The 14533-nt window shown below is 69.1% G+C and carries 12 protein-coding genes; 9 read left to right on the top strand and 3 right to left on the bottom strand.

The features are described from left to right. Positions 1-395: 395 nt before the first annotated feature. The gene (locus tag ACIBG5_RS05595) at positions 396-2516 is read left to right on the top strand and encodes a DEAD/DEAH box helicase (RefSeq protein ID WP_396390298.1); all 2121 of its coding nucleotides are present in this window, start codon (positions 396-398) and stop codon (positions 2514-2516) included. A gap of 8 nt (positions 2517-2524) precedes the next feature. Here the strand turns inward: ACIBG5_RS05595 and ACIBG5_RS05590 are convergent, their stop codons facing one another. Beyond that, on the bottom strand, positions 2525-3229 hold the full coding sequence (locus tag ACIBG5_RS05590) for a helix-turn-helix transcriptional regulator (RefSeq protein WP_396390297.1): 705 nt from the start codon (positions 3227-3229) through the stop codon (positions 2525-2527). A 113-nt stretch (positions 3230-3342) separates the two neighbouring features. Here ACIBG5_RS05590 and ACIBG5_RS05585 point away from each other — a divergent pair, with 113 nt between their 5' ends. Both ACIBG5_RS05585 and ACIBG5_RS05580 read left to right on the top strand, forming a co-directional pair. Beyond that, positions 3343-3852: a DUF2231 domain-containing protein gene (locus ACIBG5_RS05585; RefSeq protein ID WP_396390296.1), complete on the top strand. Its 510-nt coding sequence runs from the start codon at positions 3343-3345 to the stop codon at positions 3850-3852. Position 3853: 1 nt separating this feature from the next. Beyond that, positions 3854-4270 (top strand): hypothetical protein, encoded by a 417-nt coding sequence (locus ACIBG5_RS05580; protein ID WP_396390295.1) that lies wholly within the window; start codon positions 3854-3856, stop codon positions 4268-4270. Here ACIBG5_RS05580 and ACIBG5_RS05575 read toward each other — a convergent pair. Next, positions 4259-4882, bottom strand: coding sequence for a DUF1684 domain-containing protein (locus ACIBG5_RS05575; RefSeq protein WP_396390294.1), 624 nt, complete (start codon positions 4880-4882; stop codon positions 4259-4261). The two genes, ACIBG5_RS05580 and ACIBG5_RS05575, sit on opposite strands and share 12 nt — an antisense overlap. An 85-nt stretch (positions 4883-4967) precedes the next feature. Between ACIBG5_RS05575 and ACIBG5_RS05570 the strand changes: the two genes are divergently transcribed. From ACIBG5_RS05570 to ACIBG5_RS05545, 6 genes are all read left to right on the top strand, one after another. Continuing rightward, positions 4968-6164 carry a hypothetical protein gene (locus ACIBG5_RS05570; RefSeq protein ID WP_396390293.1) on the top strand — a complete coding sequence of 399 codons (1197 nt, stop codon included), beginning with the start codon at positions 4968-4970 and terminating at the stop codon, positions 6162-6164. A 143-nt stretch (positions 6165-6307) separates the two neighbouring features. Then, positions 6308-7849, top strand: a complete 1542-nt coding sequence (locus tag ACIBG5_RS05565; protein ID WP_396390292.1) for a hypothetical protein — start codon at positions 6308-6310, stop codon at positions 7847-7849. Continuing rightward, positions 7846-9141, top strand: a complete 1296-nt coding sequence (locus tag ACIBG5_RS05560) for a hypothetical protein (protein WP_396390291.1) — start codon at positions 7846-7848, stop codon at positions 9139-9141. Before ACIBG5_RS05565 ends, ACIBG5_RS05560 begins: the two co-directional genes overlap by 4 nt. Continuing rightward, on the top strand, positions 9141-10979 hold the full coding sequence (locus ACIBG5_RS05555) for a hypothetical protein (protein ID WP_396390290.1): 1839 nt from the start codon (positions 9141-9143) through the stop codon (positions 10977-10979). The genes ACIBG5_RS05560 and ACIBG5_RS05555 overlap by 1 nt, the downstream gene beginning before the upstream one ends. Positions 10980-10995: 16 nt before the next feature. After that, the gene (locus tag ACIBG5_RS05550; RefSeq protein ID WP_396390289.1) at positions 10996-12303 is read left to right on the top strand and encodes a penicillin-insensitive murein endopeptidase; all 1308 of its coding nucleotides are present in this window, start codon (positions 10996-10998) and stop codon (positions 12301-12303) included. 4 nt (positions 12304-12307) lie between these two features. Further along, positions 12308-13075, top strand: a complete 768-nt coding sequence (locus tag ACIBG5_RS05545) for an amidohydrolase family protein (RefSeq protein WP_396390288.1) — start codon at positions 12308-12310, stop codon at positions 13073-13075. Here ACIBG5_RS05545 and ACIBG5_RS05540 read toward each other — a convergent pair. Further along, a complete protein-coding gene (locus tag ACIBG5_RS05540) occupies positions 13023-14288 on the bottom strand; it encodes a sigma 54-interacting transcriptional regulator (protein ID WP_396390286.1) in 1266 nt (421 codons plus the stop codon). The two genes, ACIBG5_RS05545 and ACIBG5_RS05540, sit on opposite strands and share 53 nt — an antisense overlap. Between the last annotated feature and the right edge of the window lie 245 nt (positions 14289-14533).

Below are 14533 nucleotides of genomic sequence, written 5' to 3'. Positions count from 1 at the left end.
CCATATCGCTGTACGACACGAATCCGTTACATCTCGCCACCCCGAGCAGCGCTCGTCAGACGACCCGGATCGGAACTTTACCGAGGGTGAACAGCCGTGGCCGCGGACGCAGGCTACTATTGGCAGAGCACCGAACATCGGCAATGCCGACCGCCCCCGGCGACGGCTGCGTCTTGGCCCGGAGGTCACAGTCATCGACTAGAGGTCGCCAATCGCACGCGGTGGCCGGTCCCGGTGGAGTCCGGGACAGCGATCGCTCGCGGAAGCGGTGGTTCTGCGCCGTTTCCCGGTGGCCCTACCGGACTCTCGGCGCGACGTGTCGCGGCGGCGGGATGGCCGTGCGGTGCTGCGTTCAGCCATGGCTCTCGCGCCGTGGCAGTACTGAGGAGGAGTCTTTGGCCCCACGAGGCCAGCGCCAGTCCGGCGCTGCCCGTTCCGCTCCCCGTCGCCGGCGTCCTGCCCGCGATGGTGACGGTCTGATCCCGGTCCTCGCGCGTGCTGTGCGGGAGGTCGAGGGCGCGGTCGAGCGCTCCGACGTACGCCCGTCGGTGCGCACCAAGTTCCAGGTCGTCGCACTGCTGGTGCGCGAGGAGCGTGCCCGCGTGAACGCGGACCAGAACGCGACCGACACCTACCGCGCCGAGCAACTCCGGCGGCTGGACGGCGTCGCCACGATCCTCGCCAAGGCGGCGGCCCGCGAGACCTCGCTCCTCGGGCTGCTGGCCGAGGATGCCGTCGTCTCCGAGGCGGGTACGCGGCTCAAACGCGACATGCTGAAGTCCGCCGGCGTCGAGGCGCCGCATGAGGAGCCCGCGCCGACCGAGCCGGTGACTCCACCAGATGCCGCGCGCCGCGTCGTACCGCAGGCAGTGGTCCAGCGTCAGCTCGCCAACCCGTTCCTCGCGCCCGACTTCTCGGCTGCCCCGTCGCGCCCGCCGCGCCCGCGCCGACTGGCCGGCTGGGAGCTCATCGGGCCTCTGCTCAAGTCGTTCGAGTACGCCGGCGCCGCGGCCAGCATGACCTTGCCCGAGCCGACCTCTCTGAACGCGGCCGGCGGCCTGGAGCTCATGCCACACCAGGCGCGCCTGATCGCGTCCGCCGCGGCCGGCCACCGCACGTTCCTGCTCGCCGACGAGCCGGGCCTCGGCAAGACCGCTCAGGCCCTGCTGGCCGCTCGCGCCGCCAACGCTTATCCCCTGCTGGCCGTCGTACCGAACGTCGTGAAGACGAACTGGGCTCGCGAGGCCGGCCTCTGGACGCCGCAGAAGACTGCCACGGTGATCCACGGCGACGGCGACACGATCGACGGGTTCGCGGACATCGTCGTCGTCAACTACGAGGTACTCGACCGTCACGTCGGCTGGCTCGGCGACCTCGGCTTCCGCGGCATGGTGGTCGACGAGGCGCACTTCATCAAGAACCGGAAGTCGCAGCGGTCGCGCAACGTCCTGCAGCTGTCCGAACGCATCCGGACCCGTACGCCGCGTCCCTTGCTGATGGCACTCACCGGAACGCCGCTGATCAACTCGATCGAGGACTTCACCGCGATCTGGCAGTACCTCGGCTGGATCGACGAGAAGGGTCCGCGGGCCGAGCTGATGGAGTCGCTCGAGGACACCGAGCTGACGCCGGCCGACCCCGGCTTCTACGCCGCCGCCCGCGCGTCGGTGATCGACCTCGGCATCGTCCGCCGCCGCAAGGTCGACGTGGCCGCCGACATCCCGGCCCGCCGGATCGCCGATCTGCCCGTCGAGCTCGACGGCGCCCTCGGCCGCTCGATCCGCGACGCCGAGCGCGAGCTCGCCAACCGCCTTGTGCAGCGGTACCGGACCGCACTCGAGACGCGGACGTCCGGCACCACCGTGGAGGGCATCGACCACGAGCTCGTCCGCCGGGTCGCCGGCTGGGAGCGCACCGAGATGGCGAACGCGAAGACCGGCGAGAACGTCTTCACCCTGGTACGCCGGATCGGCACCGCGAAGGCCGGCCTGGCCGCCGACTACGCCGCGCAGCTCGCGCAGAACGTCGGCAAGGTCGTCTTCTTCGCTCGCCACATCGAGGTGATGGACGCCGCCGAGGAGCTCTTCACCGAGCGCGGCATCCGCTTCTCCTCGATCCGGGGCGACCAGACCGCGAGGAACCGGCAGAAGAACATCGACGCGTTCGTCAACGACCCAGAGGTCTCCGTCGCGGTCTGCTCGCTGCTGGCCGCCGGTGTGGGCCTGAACCTGCAGGTCGCGTCGAACGTCGTACTCGCGGAGCTGTCCTGGACGAACGCCGAGCAGACGCAGGCGATCGACCGGGTCCACCGCATCGGCCAGGACATGCCGGTGACCGCCTGGCGGATCATCGCCGCCCAGACCATCGACACCAGAATCGCCGACCTCATCGACAGCAAGTCCAGCCTCGCCGCCCGGGCCCTCGACGGCTCCGACGACGAGGTCTCGTCCTCCGCGGACTTCCAGCTCGAAGCCCTGGCGGCCCTCCTGACGGACGCCCTGGAGAACACACTCTAGGCGGCCTGTCAGTCGGCGGTGATCTCGACGCAGCACTCGCCGCCGGCTGGGTCGAGGACGGCGCGGACGGTGGTTGCCCGCAGGCCGTTGAGCATCCCGGTAAGGAACGCGTGGTTGATGCCGCAGACTGCGTCGGGCTGAGCCTGCGCGAGTGGGTGGAACGGGCAACTCTGCAGCCGGACGCAGTTCGGGCGTGGACGGTCCGGTTCGAAGCCGGCGCGCGACAACGTTGCCTCTGACAACGTCAACGCACGTTCCGAACTCAATCGGCCGGGGCGGGATCGGGCGCGTTCCTCTTCGCCGACGCGTTCACCTCGGCGGAACGCCGCCTTGAGGGTCGAGTCCATCGGGCTGAGGTCGTCGTCATGGCTGAGGACACCGTCGAGGAGGATCTCCGCGAGCAGGTCCGGCTGGCGCGGCGGGATCGACACCCGCACGTCGGTCTCGACCGGTTCGTACAGCTTCGGTGCACGGCCGACCTTGCGAAGCCTGCCGCCGTGCTCGTAGTGGGCTCGCAGGAGCCTGGCCTCGACCAGCTTCTCCAGGTGGAACGCGGCCAGTTTCCGCGAGATCCCGACCTCGGCCGCCGCCTCGTCCCGGCTGATCGCCCGGCCGGCCCGACGGCAGAACTCGAACATCCGGCGCCGGGATTCGTCGCTCAACGCCGAGACCGCCCTGATCGTCGCGTCCGCACCGAGCCTCTCGTCAGCCACCCGTCCACGATAACGGACACGAACATTGGCGAAAAGCGACGCCGACGCGCGCCAACCTCTTGACCTGCCAGTCCGAATAAGACCAAACTCGGTTGGTGAAATAGGAGGTGCCGATGTCCGATCGGTCGTCTGCCGCGAAGCACCCGGTCAGTGCGCTGCTCACCGGGCCGTACGGTCACCCGTTCCACCCGATCCTGGTGACGATTCCGATCGGCGCCTGGGTGGCCAGCTTCGTCTTCGACATCGGGTCGCAGGCGGCGGACGCGGCGTACCTGGTCCAGGCGTCGACGTGGCTGATCGTGATCGGCATCGTCGGCGCTCTCGCGGCCGCGGCCGTCGGGCTACTGGACTTCTTCGCCATCCCGCCCGGCACACCGGCGTTCCGGACCGGGTTGATCCACCTGGTCCTGAACGTGGCGGTCGTCGTGGCGTACGTCGTCAACGCGCTCTGGCGCCGCGGATCCGATGCTGACGAGGTCGCGGTCGGTCCGATCGTCCTGTCGGCGGTCAGCTTGGCCGCACTCATGGTGTCGGGCTATCTCGGGGGAAAGCTGGCCTTCCGGTACGGCGTACGGGTCGCCGAGGAGGACGACCAGGCCGAAGGTTTCGAGCCGAGGAGATGACATGGGTATCGCAGCACTCGTCACGTGGCTGATCACCGCGGTCGGTGGTTTCTACCTGCTGTTCACCTGGATCAGCAACGGCGGGCCACGCAAGCCGAGCACGAGCAAGTTCCGGCCGGCACTGATCTTCAGTCACTTCGCCCTCGCGGCCATCGGGCTCGTCCTGTGGATCATCTACCTGATCGCCGACAGCGACGCCCTGGCCTGGGTCGCGTTCATTCTGCTCGTGCCGGTCGCCTTGCTGGGGTTCGCGATGCTGCGACGCTGGCTGCCGACGTACCGAGCGCGTGCGGCGGCCGAGGTGGCAGCAGCAGACGTCCCGGCTGAGCGGCACTTCCCCGTCGCTGTCGTTGGCGGCCACGGCCTGTTCGCCGTCGTCACCGTGGTGCTGGTTCTGCTGGCGGCCCTAGAGGTCTGAGGTGAGTTCGCCGACGGGCAGTTCTGCCTTCACCGTGTTGGTGGCGGGCGCGAGCGGGCAGGTCCACAGCGGGCTGTAGGCGCACGACGGGTTGTAGGCGAAGTTCAGGTCCACGATGAGCCGGCCCTCGCGGATGTCACCGCCCAGGTCGGCGCCCTTGACGGTGTCCAGCAGATAACGGCCACCGCCGTACGTGCGTGATCCTGCCAGTGCGTCCTTGACCGGCACGAACACACCACCGCCGTACGACTCCAGCCACCACACGTCGAGGTCGCCGATCGCGGGCAGATGCAGTACGCCGACCCGCGAGAACGGGATCACGCCGTCGGTGGCCGAGGGGACCTCCCAACGGACCGGCTCGACATCCGTGTCGACCTCGACCTCGAACCGCAACTGCGGCCGGTAGTCCCCCACCGGAACCCCTTTGAAGCCGTCGCGCTCCTCGACAGGCGATGCAGGGTGGGTCGCCAGCAGTTCATCTCTCCCTGCCCGCCACAGCGCATGCCCTTCGGCCGGGTCGCCGGCCGCTCGCACAACGCCGTACAGCGCGAACACGCGCCGCCGCCAGTCAGCCGTATCCAGCGCGCCCGGTGCTCCCCGCTCTTCGCTCACCCAACCACCCTACGGCGCCACTCCACAGTGCGAGTGGCTGGCACGGAGCTTGCAGACGGGGGATGGTTAGGAGGGGGTGGGGCGCGTGGAGTTGGCGTTGGAGGGACGGGTCGGGCTGCGGGTGGAGTTGCGGCCGCAGATCGTCGCGTTTGCCGAGCTGCTGCAGCTGCCGGCGGTCGGGGTGGACGAGCTTGTCGAGCGGGAACTGGGCGACAACCCCGCGATCGAGCGAGTCGACGACGGCGCTGGGCGCGGACCTGCTGCTGGGGTGACCGAGTGGGTTGACGGCGGCGAGGTGGGTGCCCTGCGGGCGGAGGCAGGATTGCTGGTGCCTGCCGCCGATGGAGCCATCGTGGAGTACGTCGTGGGCTGCCTGGACCAGCGTGGGCGGTTGACGAGTACGACGACTGAGATCGCCGGCTGCCTCGGAGTCAGTACGACGCGGGTCGTGAGTGCGCTCGCGGCCGTGCAGAAGGTTGGGCCACCTGGGATCGGGGCTCGGGATCTGCGGGAATGCCTGTTGCTCCAGATCGAGGACTGGACTCCGACCGTCGTCAGAGCAGTGGTGGACCGGCATCTCGAGGACCTGGCCGGCCGGCGGTTCGACCGAATCGCCAACGCCCTCGGAACGTCCGCTGCGGAGATCCAGACAGCGGCGGACTTCATCAAGGAGCAGCTAGTGCCGTTCGTGGCACTCGATCTCGGGTGCTGGCCGCCGCGGACCACGAACGCCCGGGCCGAGGTGCTGCGGCCGGACTACGTGTTCGCGGACGAGTTCACGATCGAGATCGCCGAGGAGGCTCGGCATTCGCTGGCGATCAGTTGGTCGTATCGGACCGGCGGTGCGGAGGCCCAGGAGTGGCTGGCGCGGGCGAGGCTGTTCATCAGCCGTCTGCACCAGCGCTGGCAGACGATGCGCGCGGTCGGCGAGGCGATTGTCGACAATCAGAAAGTCTTCCTGGCCGGGAGGTCCGGCTGTCCCGCTCCCCTGACCCGCGCCGACGTCGCGCGCACGGTCGGCGTCCATGAGTCGACGGTGTCCCGCGCGGTGTCGGCCCGTTGGGCGCAGCTGCCGTCGGGACGCCTCACCCCGATGGCGGACTTCTTCTGTACGTCGGCCGAACCGCGCGACGCGGTTCGCGACCTGATCGCGCACGAGGCCCAGCCGCTGTCGGACGGCGAGATCGCGCGGCTGCTGTCGACCACGGCCCATCCGATCGCCCGTCGTACCGTCGCCAAATACCGGGCCCAGCTCGGAATCGCCGCGCAGTCCCGACGCTGAAGCGAACTTCGCCGGCGTAGCCCATCCAAGGTCCAGTAGACGAAGAAGACTTCGGCGGCCGCACCGATGACCCCTGGCACGGATCGTGCATCCCTGTGGTCGAACAGATCTCGCGACAGATCGGGTGACCGGGGAGGGTCTTCGTGCAGCAGCTGGATCCGGTGCATGAGCTGGAGCTCGCGACCCGCGCCATCGAGGTGCGGGACCGCGCGGGAGCCGTGCCGGCGCTGCGTGCCATGGCGACCAGCCTGGCCGGACTCCTCCCGGCCGCGACCTCCGAGCAGGTGGCGCGGCTGGTGGATCAGAGTCTCCCGCTCTGGATCCGGCTCCAGGAAGGTTCCGATCCGGCGCGGGTCAGCACGTTGCTCGGGCTCGAGCTGGAGGGACTGAGCGCGGAGGACCGCGAGCTCGAGGTGACTCGTGAGCTGGTGCGGTCGGCCTGGGATCGGTTCGCGACCTTGACAGATGGACCAGAAGGAAGGAACGGCGTGATGGCGGCTTACGGATACGAAGGCTCGTTCGGTCCGGGCGAGGTCTATGCCGAATTCGGCGAAGGTGAGCAGTACGGCGAGTACGGCGAGGGCGAGTTCGGCCAGGGCGAGTTCGGCCAGGGCGAGCAGTATGGCGAGACGGAGTACGGCCAGGGCGAGTACAACGAGTTCGGCCAAGGGGAGCAATACGGCGAGAGCGAACAGTACGGAGAGTTCGGAGAAGGTGAGTACAACGAGTTCGGGGAGGGTGAGCAGTACGGCGAAGCCGAGTTCGGTGAACTGCAGGAAGCCATGCCCGGTGAGCTCGAGCAGTTCGAGGCCGAGCTGCAAGAGCTGAACGGCGAGTACTCCAGCCCACTCGGCGAGCAGCAGGAGATGGAGCTGGCCGCGCAGTTGCTCGAGATCCGCGACGAGGCTGAGCTCGAGCAGTTCCTCGGCGGCCTGATCAAGAACGTGGCCAAGGGAGTCGGCGGCTTCCTCGACTCGCCGACCGGCAAGGCCCTCGGCGGGATCCTCAAGAACGTCGCCAAGAAGGCGCTGCCGATGGTCGGCGGTGCGATCGGTTCGTTCGTTGCCCCCGGCATCGGTACGGCGATCGGCACCCGGCTGGGCAGTATGGCGACCAAGCTGTTCGAGGCCGAGGTAGGTGAACTGGAGGCGCTCAGCCAGGACGAGGCCGAGTTCGAGGTCGCCCGCCGGTACGTCCGGTTCTCCGCCGCCGCGACCCGCAACGCGGCATTGTCCCCGCGGCACGGACAGCCACAGCGGACAGCCCGCGCAGCCGCCTACGGTGCAGCGCGCCGGCATGCGGGTGGAGTGGCTCGGCGCTATCCGTCGTTCGCGCGGCCGGGTCAGTGGCACGGCTCGCAGCAGCAACGCCGAAGGCGGCACCATCACCCGCAGCAGCCCGGACCGTACCCCTACGCCGCCTGGCCGTACCCGGTGCCGCCGTTCCCACCGCCCTATCCGGTCCCACAGCAGGAGCCTCCGCAGCAGGAGCCCCCGGGCGGCGCCGCGCCGAACGGTGCGGCACCCAAACCGGCCGGAGGACCGCCGCCGGACGCGCCGCCACCCGATGCCCCACCGGACTCCGGCGGGCAGAGCGAGTACGGGTACCACGGGTCGTCGTCGAGGCAGGGCTCAGGCGGTCGCTGGGTACGCCGCGGCAGCCAGATCGTGCTCTACGGGGCGTGACCGCGATGCCCGACGCCGTGTGGTTCCTGGAGCAGGAGTGCCGTGCGCTGCGCACGCGGCTGGCACTCGTGCAGCCGTTCGTGCTGCACGAGTCGATGCTGCCGGCGGCCGCGCTGGCGCCGGACGCCTTGCTGGCGGTCGAGCGCTTCCTGATCCAGGGCCGCGAGGAGCTACGGCGTCGACTGGACGCCTACTACGACTGGCTCCTCGGCGCCGGTGCTTCGGCGCCACCCGACGAGCAGCAACGCCGGTTCGTCAGCCTGCGCTGGCGGTTCAACGACGTACTCACGCAGTTCGACACGTTCCAGCAGGCCATCACCCAGCGCAGCGAGAGCCGGATCGGTATCTGGCTGTCCGGCCTGGATGTGGCAGCCCGGGATGCGTTGCAGCTTCCCGGCATCGCCGTACCGCCGATCATCTGCTATCTGGATCGGGGGCAGGGCGCGGCGATCCGGCGGGCGCGGACCCGGTTGGCAGGTGGCGACCCGAGCCCGACGGCCCTGGTCCTCATCCCGCGCGAGCGGATGATCGGCTCGAGCGGAATCGCGTCGTCGCTCCTGCACGAATGCGGCCACCAGGTCGCGGCCCTGCTGGAGCTGGTCCCGTCCCTGCACCACGAGGTACGGCGCTACGCGCGGAGGCGACCGGACGATGAGCGGCCCGCCTGGCAGTTGTGGCAGCGGTGGCTGTCCGAGATCGTGGCCGACCTGCATTCGGTCGGCAAGCTCGGGATCGGCTCGACGCTCGGGCTGATGGGTGTCGTCAGCCTCCCCCGCGTCTTCGTCCTGCGAATGACCGAGGGCGATCCGCATCCGTTCCCCTGGATCAGGGTCCACCTCAGCTGCGCGCTCGGCGACGTTCTCTATCCACATCCGCAATGGGCGGCCGTGGCGCGGTTGTGGGACGAGCTCTACCCGGCGACGGGTCTCGATGCGGCGCGGCAACGGCTGTTCGCAACGCTTCGCCGTACCTGTCCGTTGCTGGCCGCACTCCTCGCCGGCCACCGCCCGCCGGCTCTGCGCGATCACACGCTCGCAGACCTCTTCCCGACCCGCGAACGCACTCCTGACCGGCTCGCGCGGCAGTACGACGACGTACTGACCGACCCCGGTCGGCTGTGCCGGGAACCTCCGACGCTGGCGTTCGCGATCCTCGGCCAGGCCCGCGCCGACGGCCGGCTCAGACCCGAGGACGAGAGCACGGTCGTCAACGACCTGCTCACCCGGTGGGCGCTCGACTCCACGTTCGCCGCCGCCGGCACATCTCTCACCAGTTCAAAGGAGACACCCTGATGCCAAGCAACGAACCCGAGGTCATCCTGACCCCCAGCCCGGAGACGATCGAGCAGGGCGGCCGCGTCCGGCTCACCGCCAGGCTCGACACATCCGAGACCTATTTCATCACCGAGGCGTCCTGGAACTTCCCGGGTCGCGGACCGTTCATCGTGCAGACCTACGACCCCGACGACGAGGTCACCGAGGCCAAGGCGGTCTGGCACGTTCCGGACGACCAGACCCCCGGGACCTTCGACATCCGCGTGAAGGTGACTGCGGAGCTGCAGCCGGTCAGGCGGGGCAGCGGCGGTTCTCCCCCGGCGCCGATCACCGTCGTCGTCAATGGCAAGGAGGAGGTCACCGTGCGGGCCCGGCCGTTCGCTTCCGGCGATGCGGTCGCGGTGACCATGCGCCGCGGCGACGTGGTGGAGACCGACGACCAGGCGTTCTGGGTCGCGATCCGCAACAGCACCCAGGCCCTCTCGTTCAACCGGTACTCCGAGTTCCTGGCCGGCACCATGCGCAGACGCGACGTACGCCGGCTCGCCAAGCTGCAGAAGGTCCGCGCGCTGCCGTTCCCGGACATGGACCAGTACCGGGTGCTGAAGACCGCGACCGAAGTGTTCATGATGGCGCACTGCGGTGTCCGGGTCGACGCGAACCGGCTGGGCCGGCCGTTCAAGGGACTCAACCTCGACGAGGAGCGGGTCCGGCTGAACCGTCCGGATCTGGACGACGACCCGTTCCGCGCCGAGATCAGGCACCAATGGGAGGACTACATCACCGAAGGCCCGCGGCTGCCGGGTGAGGAGGACCAGGCGTTCCTGCCGTACCTGGCGGTGATCCGGCTCAAGCTCGGCGATGTCGACATCGTCGGCGACCGCGACTTCGGCGTGAACACCTACGGCATCCTGCAGAGCAAGCTGACCAATCCGTGCCTGATCGAGCTGATCTGGAACTACTGGCACCGCGAGGCTCATCTGGTGCACGCGATGTCGGCGCTGCTGCTGCGCTTCCAGAACGTCCGGACCGGTCGTGGCCCGGACCCCCTCGCGCATCTGGAGATCGATCCGCTCCGGCCGTTGAGCAACCTGATGTGGGGCATGGTCAACGACGAGCAGCACCGCCTCACCGACACCCGGGTCGCGTACGAGTTGTTCCACCACTACGGCATCAGCATGTTGCAGCCCGGTCAGCCGCCGATGCGGCCGGCCGACAGCAGGGTGCATTTCCTCAGCAGCTTCCACCGGTTGCTGCACGTGGTCTCGATCTTCCTGAAGGAGGACGACGACACCACAGTGCTCGCGGATGCCTTCCCCGTCCTCAACGCACTCAAGGAGGTGCACCTGCAGCTCACCGAGGGGCAGGGAAACCAGTACCTCGAGCTGCCCTGGCAGGCGCGCCAGGAGGATCTGATGTACCAGTACATGCTCGCGCGGCCGGAGATGCGGGAGTTCCTGCCGAGCCGAGTGATGGTCGCCTACCCGGAGGCCTGGATGGACCCGGTGGAGACCGTCAAGCGCCTGTACGGCTGGCCCGATGCGTCCGTACTGCACTTCCGCGACCTGGCGATCTTCGGTGAGCAGCTCCTGCTCGGCATCCGCTACGGCAACTGGAACGACATCAGGCTGCCGCAGCAGGCCGCCAACTGGGTCCGCTACTGGCGTCCGGAGCTGCAGGGCTACATCCACGCCTACCAGGCGGTGACCGGAGCCGATCTCACTGTCGACCCGGTGGACACCACGATGCCGTCGATCCTGCTCCGGCAGCGACTGCTCGACCAGTTGGCCGGCACTGGCTCTCGTCGTACGTCGGCGGCGCCCGTGCAGCTGCCCGGTTACTCCGGAACGTTCTGACCAGGGAGGCTGAATCATGACGACCCAAGCGTTCCTCGACGAGACGTGGGGCGAGGTCTCCACCCCGGGCGGCGCAGACGCACTGGACAACGCCCTGCCCCAGTCGGGTCCGGGGTTCTACTGCAAGAGCACTGGCCGCCAGTTCGGTCGCCGCGAGACGCTGCGCGCGGTGACCGCGATCGCCGCTGAATGGGCTCGGCGGCACCCGAGCGGGCCGAGGATCGGGATCACCGACATCAGCCTGCGCGGCGGCGGACCGATGTCGCCGCACAAGTCGCACCAGAAAGGAACGGACGTCGACATCCGGCCGGTGCGCAACGACGGCAAGGAGGAGCCGGTCAATTACACGATGCCGGTGTACTCCCGTCCGCTCACCCAGGAGTTGGTCGACCTGATCCGGGGCAACCCGGTGCTGCAGGTGTCGCGGGTCTTCTTCAACGACCCACAGGTCAAGGGCGTCTCCCCGCTAAGTGGTCACCACGACCACATGCACGTCTCCTTCACGACCACGCCCGCGACCGGGGGGTCCTTCCCAGCGGCAGGCGGTTCGTACGTGCCCAGCGCGCCTCCGCCGCAGGCGGCTCCAGGCGGTTCCTACGTGCCGAGCGCTCCTCCGATGCAGGCGGCTACAGGGGGCGGGGCTCAGAATGTCCGGCTCGGCACGATCCACGCGACACGGCCCGACGGCACCCGCTTCACCTATCAGTTCACCAGCGACGACCTGGTCTGGACCGCGCGGTTCATCGTCGGTGAGGCCGGTGGGCGTGACAACGCGGACAACCGGGCGGTCATCTGGGCGATGATCAACCTCTACGGTCTGATCCGGCATCGCCAGTACCCCACCTTCCACGGATTCCTGCGGGCGTACTCGACACCGCTGCAGGCGTCGCTGAAGAACTGGGGTGCCGCCCGCCGGCACATGCACAAGCCGGAGTTCGTCAAGACGGGTGCGACGTACCCGCCACCGGCGCCGCCGGGGATCCCGGTCGGTCAACTGCGGCAGTTCCTCAAGCTCCAGAGCACCGCATGGTCGGCGCTCCCCCAGCCTGCGCGGAACCTCGCCACCACCGCCCTGACCGGCGCCATCCCGAACCCGATCGGCAACGCCACCCAGTTCGCCAGTACGGCGGTCTACTTCCGCGACCGCCACGGACGGCTGCCAACCGACCCGCAGTGGACCAAGTTCACCCAGGACTACGCCAAGGGCCAGCGCTGGCAGTGGATCGGCCAGCGTGCCGGCCTCAACCAGCGGAACAACGCGTTCTTCATCGAGGACCGGTTCTCGAAGTTGCCGGCGGGCGCCGTACGAGTCCAACGGCCCTAGGGCGATGACCATCGTCGACGCCCACTGCCATGTGGGGAGAGGAGACACACTCACCGGGCCGTGGGACGTCGGCCGGTTGGACCACTACCTGCGGCGGGCCGACGCCGCGCGGATCACGCACACGGTCCTCTTCTCGGTGTTCCACGGCGACTACCTGACCGCCAACCGGTCCGTGGCGCGGGTGGTGGCCAGCAAGCCCGAGCGGTTCATCGGGTTCGCGTTCGTCCACCCAGCCCGGGATGCCGGGCGGGTCGCCGAGTTGGTGCACGAGGCCGTGCACCAACTCGGCTTCCGCGGGCTGAAAGTGCACCGGCACGACGCGGCACTGACGCCCGAGATCGCGCGCGCCGCGGACCGGTTCGGTCTGCCGGTGCTCTACGACCCGATGGGCCAGGTGGCGCCTCTGGAGCTGTTCGCCACCGAGTTCCCGCGGGTCGCGTTCATCGTGCCGCACCTGGGCAGCTTCGCCGACGACTGGGCCGCGCAGCGTGCGGTGATCGACCTGCTGGTGCGACTGCCCAACGTGTACGCCGACACCTCCGGCGTACGGCGGTTCGACCTGCTCGTCGACGCAGTACGCCGGGCCGGGCCGGAGAAACTCATCTTCGGCTCCGACGGGCCGTGGCTGCATCCCGGACTGGAGCTCGCGAAGATCAAGGCCCTCGGCCTCTCGCGGCGGGACGTACAAGCCGTCCTCGGCGGCACTTTGCTGGGACTACTCAGCCCTCTTGGAGCTGAGCGGCCCGCCGCAGTTGGAGCGCCCGCTCGCTGACGGTCAGGATCCGCGCGGCCCGCTTCAGATTCCCGTCTTCCTGCGCGACAGCCATCCGAACCGCGGTGTCCCGCGCGACGTCACCGATCTCCTTCAGGGACGCCCCTCCGGCCAGTGCTTGCATCACCGCACCCTCGAACGCACTTCCGGTCCGCCACACCTCCCGCGCGTCATCCGGAGGCCGCTCATCATCAGGTACGTCGCCAACCGTGATCGGTCCTTGCCCGACATGCCGTTGAGCAATCCGCTCGACCAGCGTCCTCAGATCCCGCACGTTCCCGGGGTACGGCCGCCCGGTCAGCAGTGCACTGACTGCCGGGTCGAATCCGCCGGCGGCCTCCTGCATCGCAGCGAAGTGCTCGGCGAGCGGAAGAATGTCGCGCGTCCGCTCGCGGAGGCTCGGCAGGGCGCACCGCCACGCGGCGATCCGATGGTAGAAGTCCCGCCGGAACGCCCCGCGCCTCTCGTCGTCGAGCAGGTCCCGGTTCGTCGCACAGATCAGCCGGAACGTCGTCCGGTGCCAGGTGTTCCCACCGACGCGCTTGTACGCCCCCTCCTGGATCACGCGGAGCAGCTCGGCCTGGAGCTGCAGCGGAAGCTCACCCACCTCGTCGAGGAACAAGGTCCCGCCGTCGGCCTGTCCGAAGGCGCCGACCCGCTGGGCGACCGCGCCGGTGAACGCTCCCCGCTCGTGCCCGAAGAACTCGCTGCCGGACAGCGAGGGCACCACCGTCGTGCAGTCCAGTACGACGAGGTCGCCCTTGTCCGGCCTCGGGTCCAGCGCATGGACCAGCCGCGCCACGAGCTCCTTACCCGTCCCGCTCTCACCGGTGATGAGCAACGACAACGTGGTGAAGTGCGCGACCTCGACGATCTGGCGCAGTACCCGTCGCCAAGCCGGCGAGCGCCCGACCAACTCCTCGGTCACCGCGACCGAGTCCATCAACGCGTCGACCTGCTGCCACCGCCGCAACCGCTCCACCGCATCCGACGCCGGATCGTCCGACCGGTCCCAGGCGATGACATCGGCCGCGCCCGCCGCCATCAACTGCCATGACCCGTCGACGTCGACCGACGCACCAGCCGGCACGACAACCAGCACCCGCCGCTCGCCGTCCGCGGCCGCCGCGCGCACGAACGCCACTTCCCGCTCGGTGATGGTGTCCACGACAACGACACCGATCCGCCCCACAGCTGGTGCCGACTCCGGCACCACTACGCCCTCCCCCGCCAGCGCGTCACAAACCACCTGCGCCGCACGCGACTCCCCCGCAGCCCCGAGACAGCGCATCCACACGGGCCCAATTTCCCCACGAGACATAGCGCTGTATCCCCACGATCGCCCCAGCCCCCAGCGACCTTCCAACCGTACGCGCATCCACACCGTCAGACCACAGCCTGCAACCTCCAGCTGCTGTCGACGACGGGTGGTCCATCAAATGCATTTGATGTAATGTC

The sequence above is a fragment of the Kribbella sp. NPDC050241 genome (assembly GCF_044459685.1).
In the GTDB taxonomy this organism is placed as follows: Bacteria; Actinomycetota; Actinomycetes; order Propionibacteriales; family Kribbellaceae; genus Kribbella.
The sequence above is the reverse complement of the archived record's forward strand: the minus strand, read 5'-3'. Positions and strand labels throughout refer to the sequence as shown.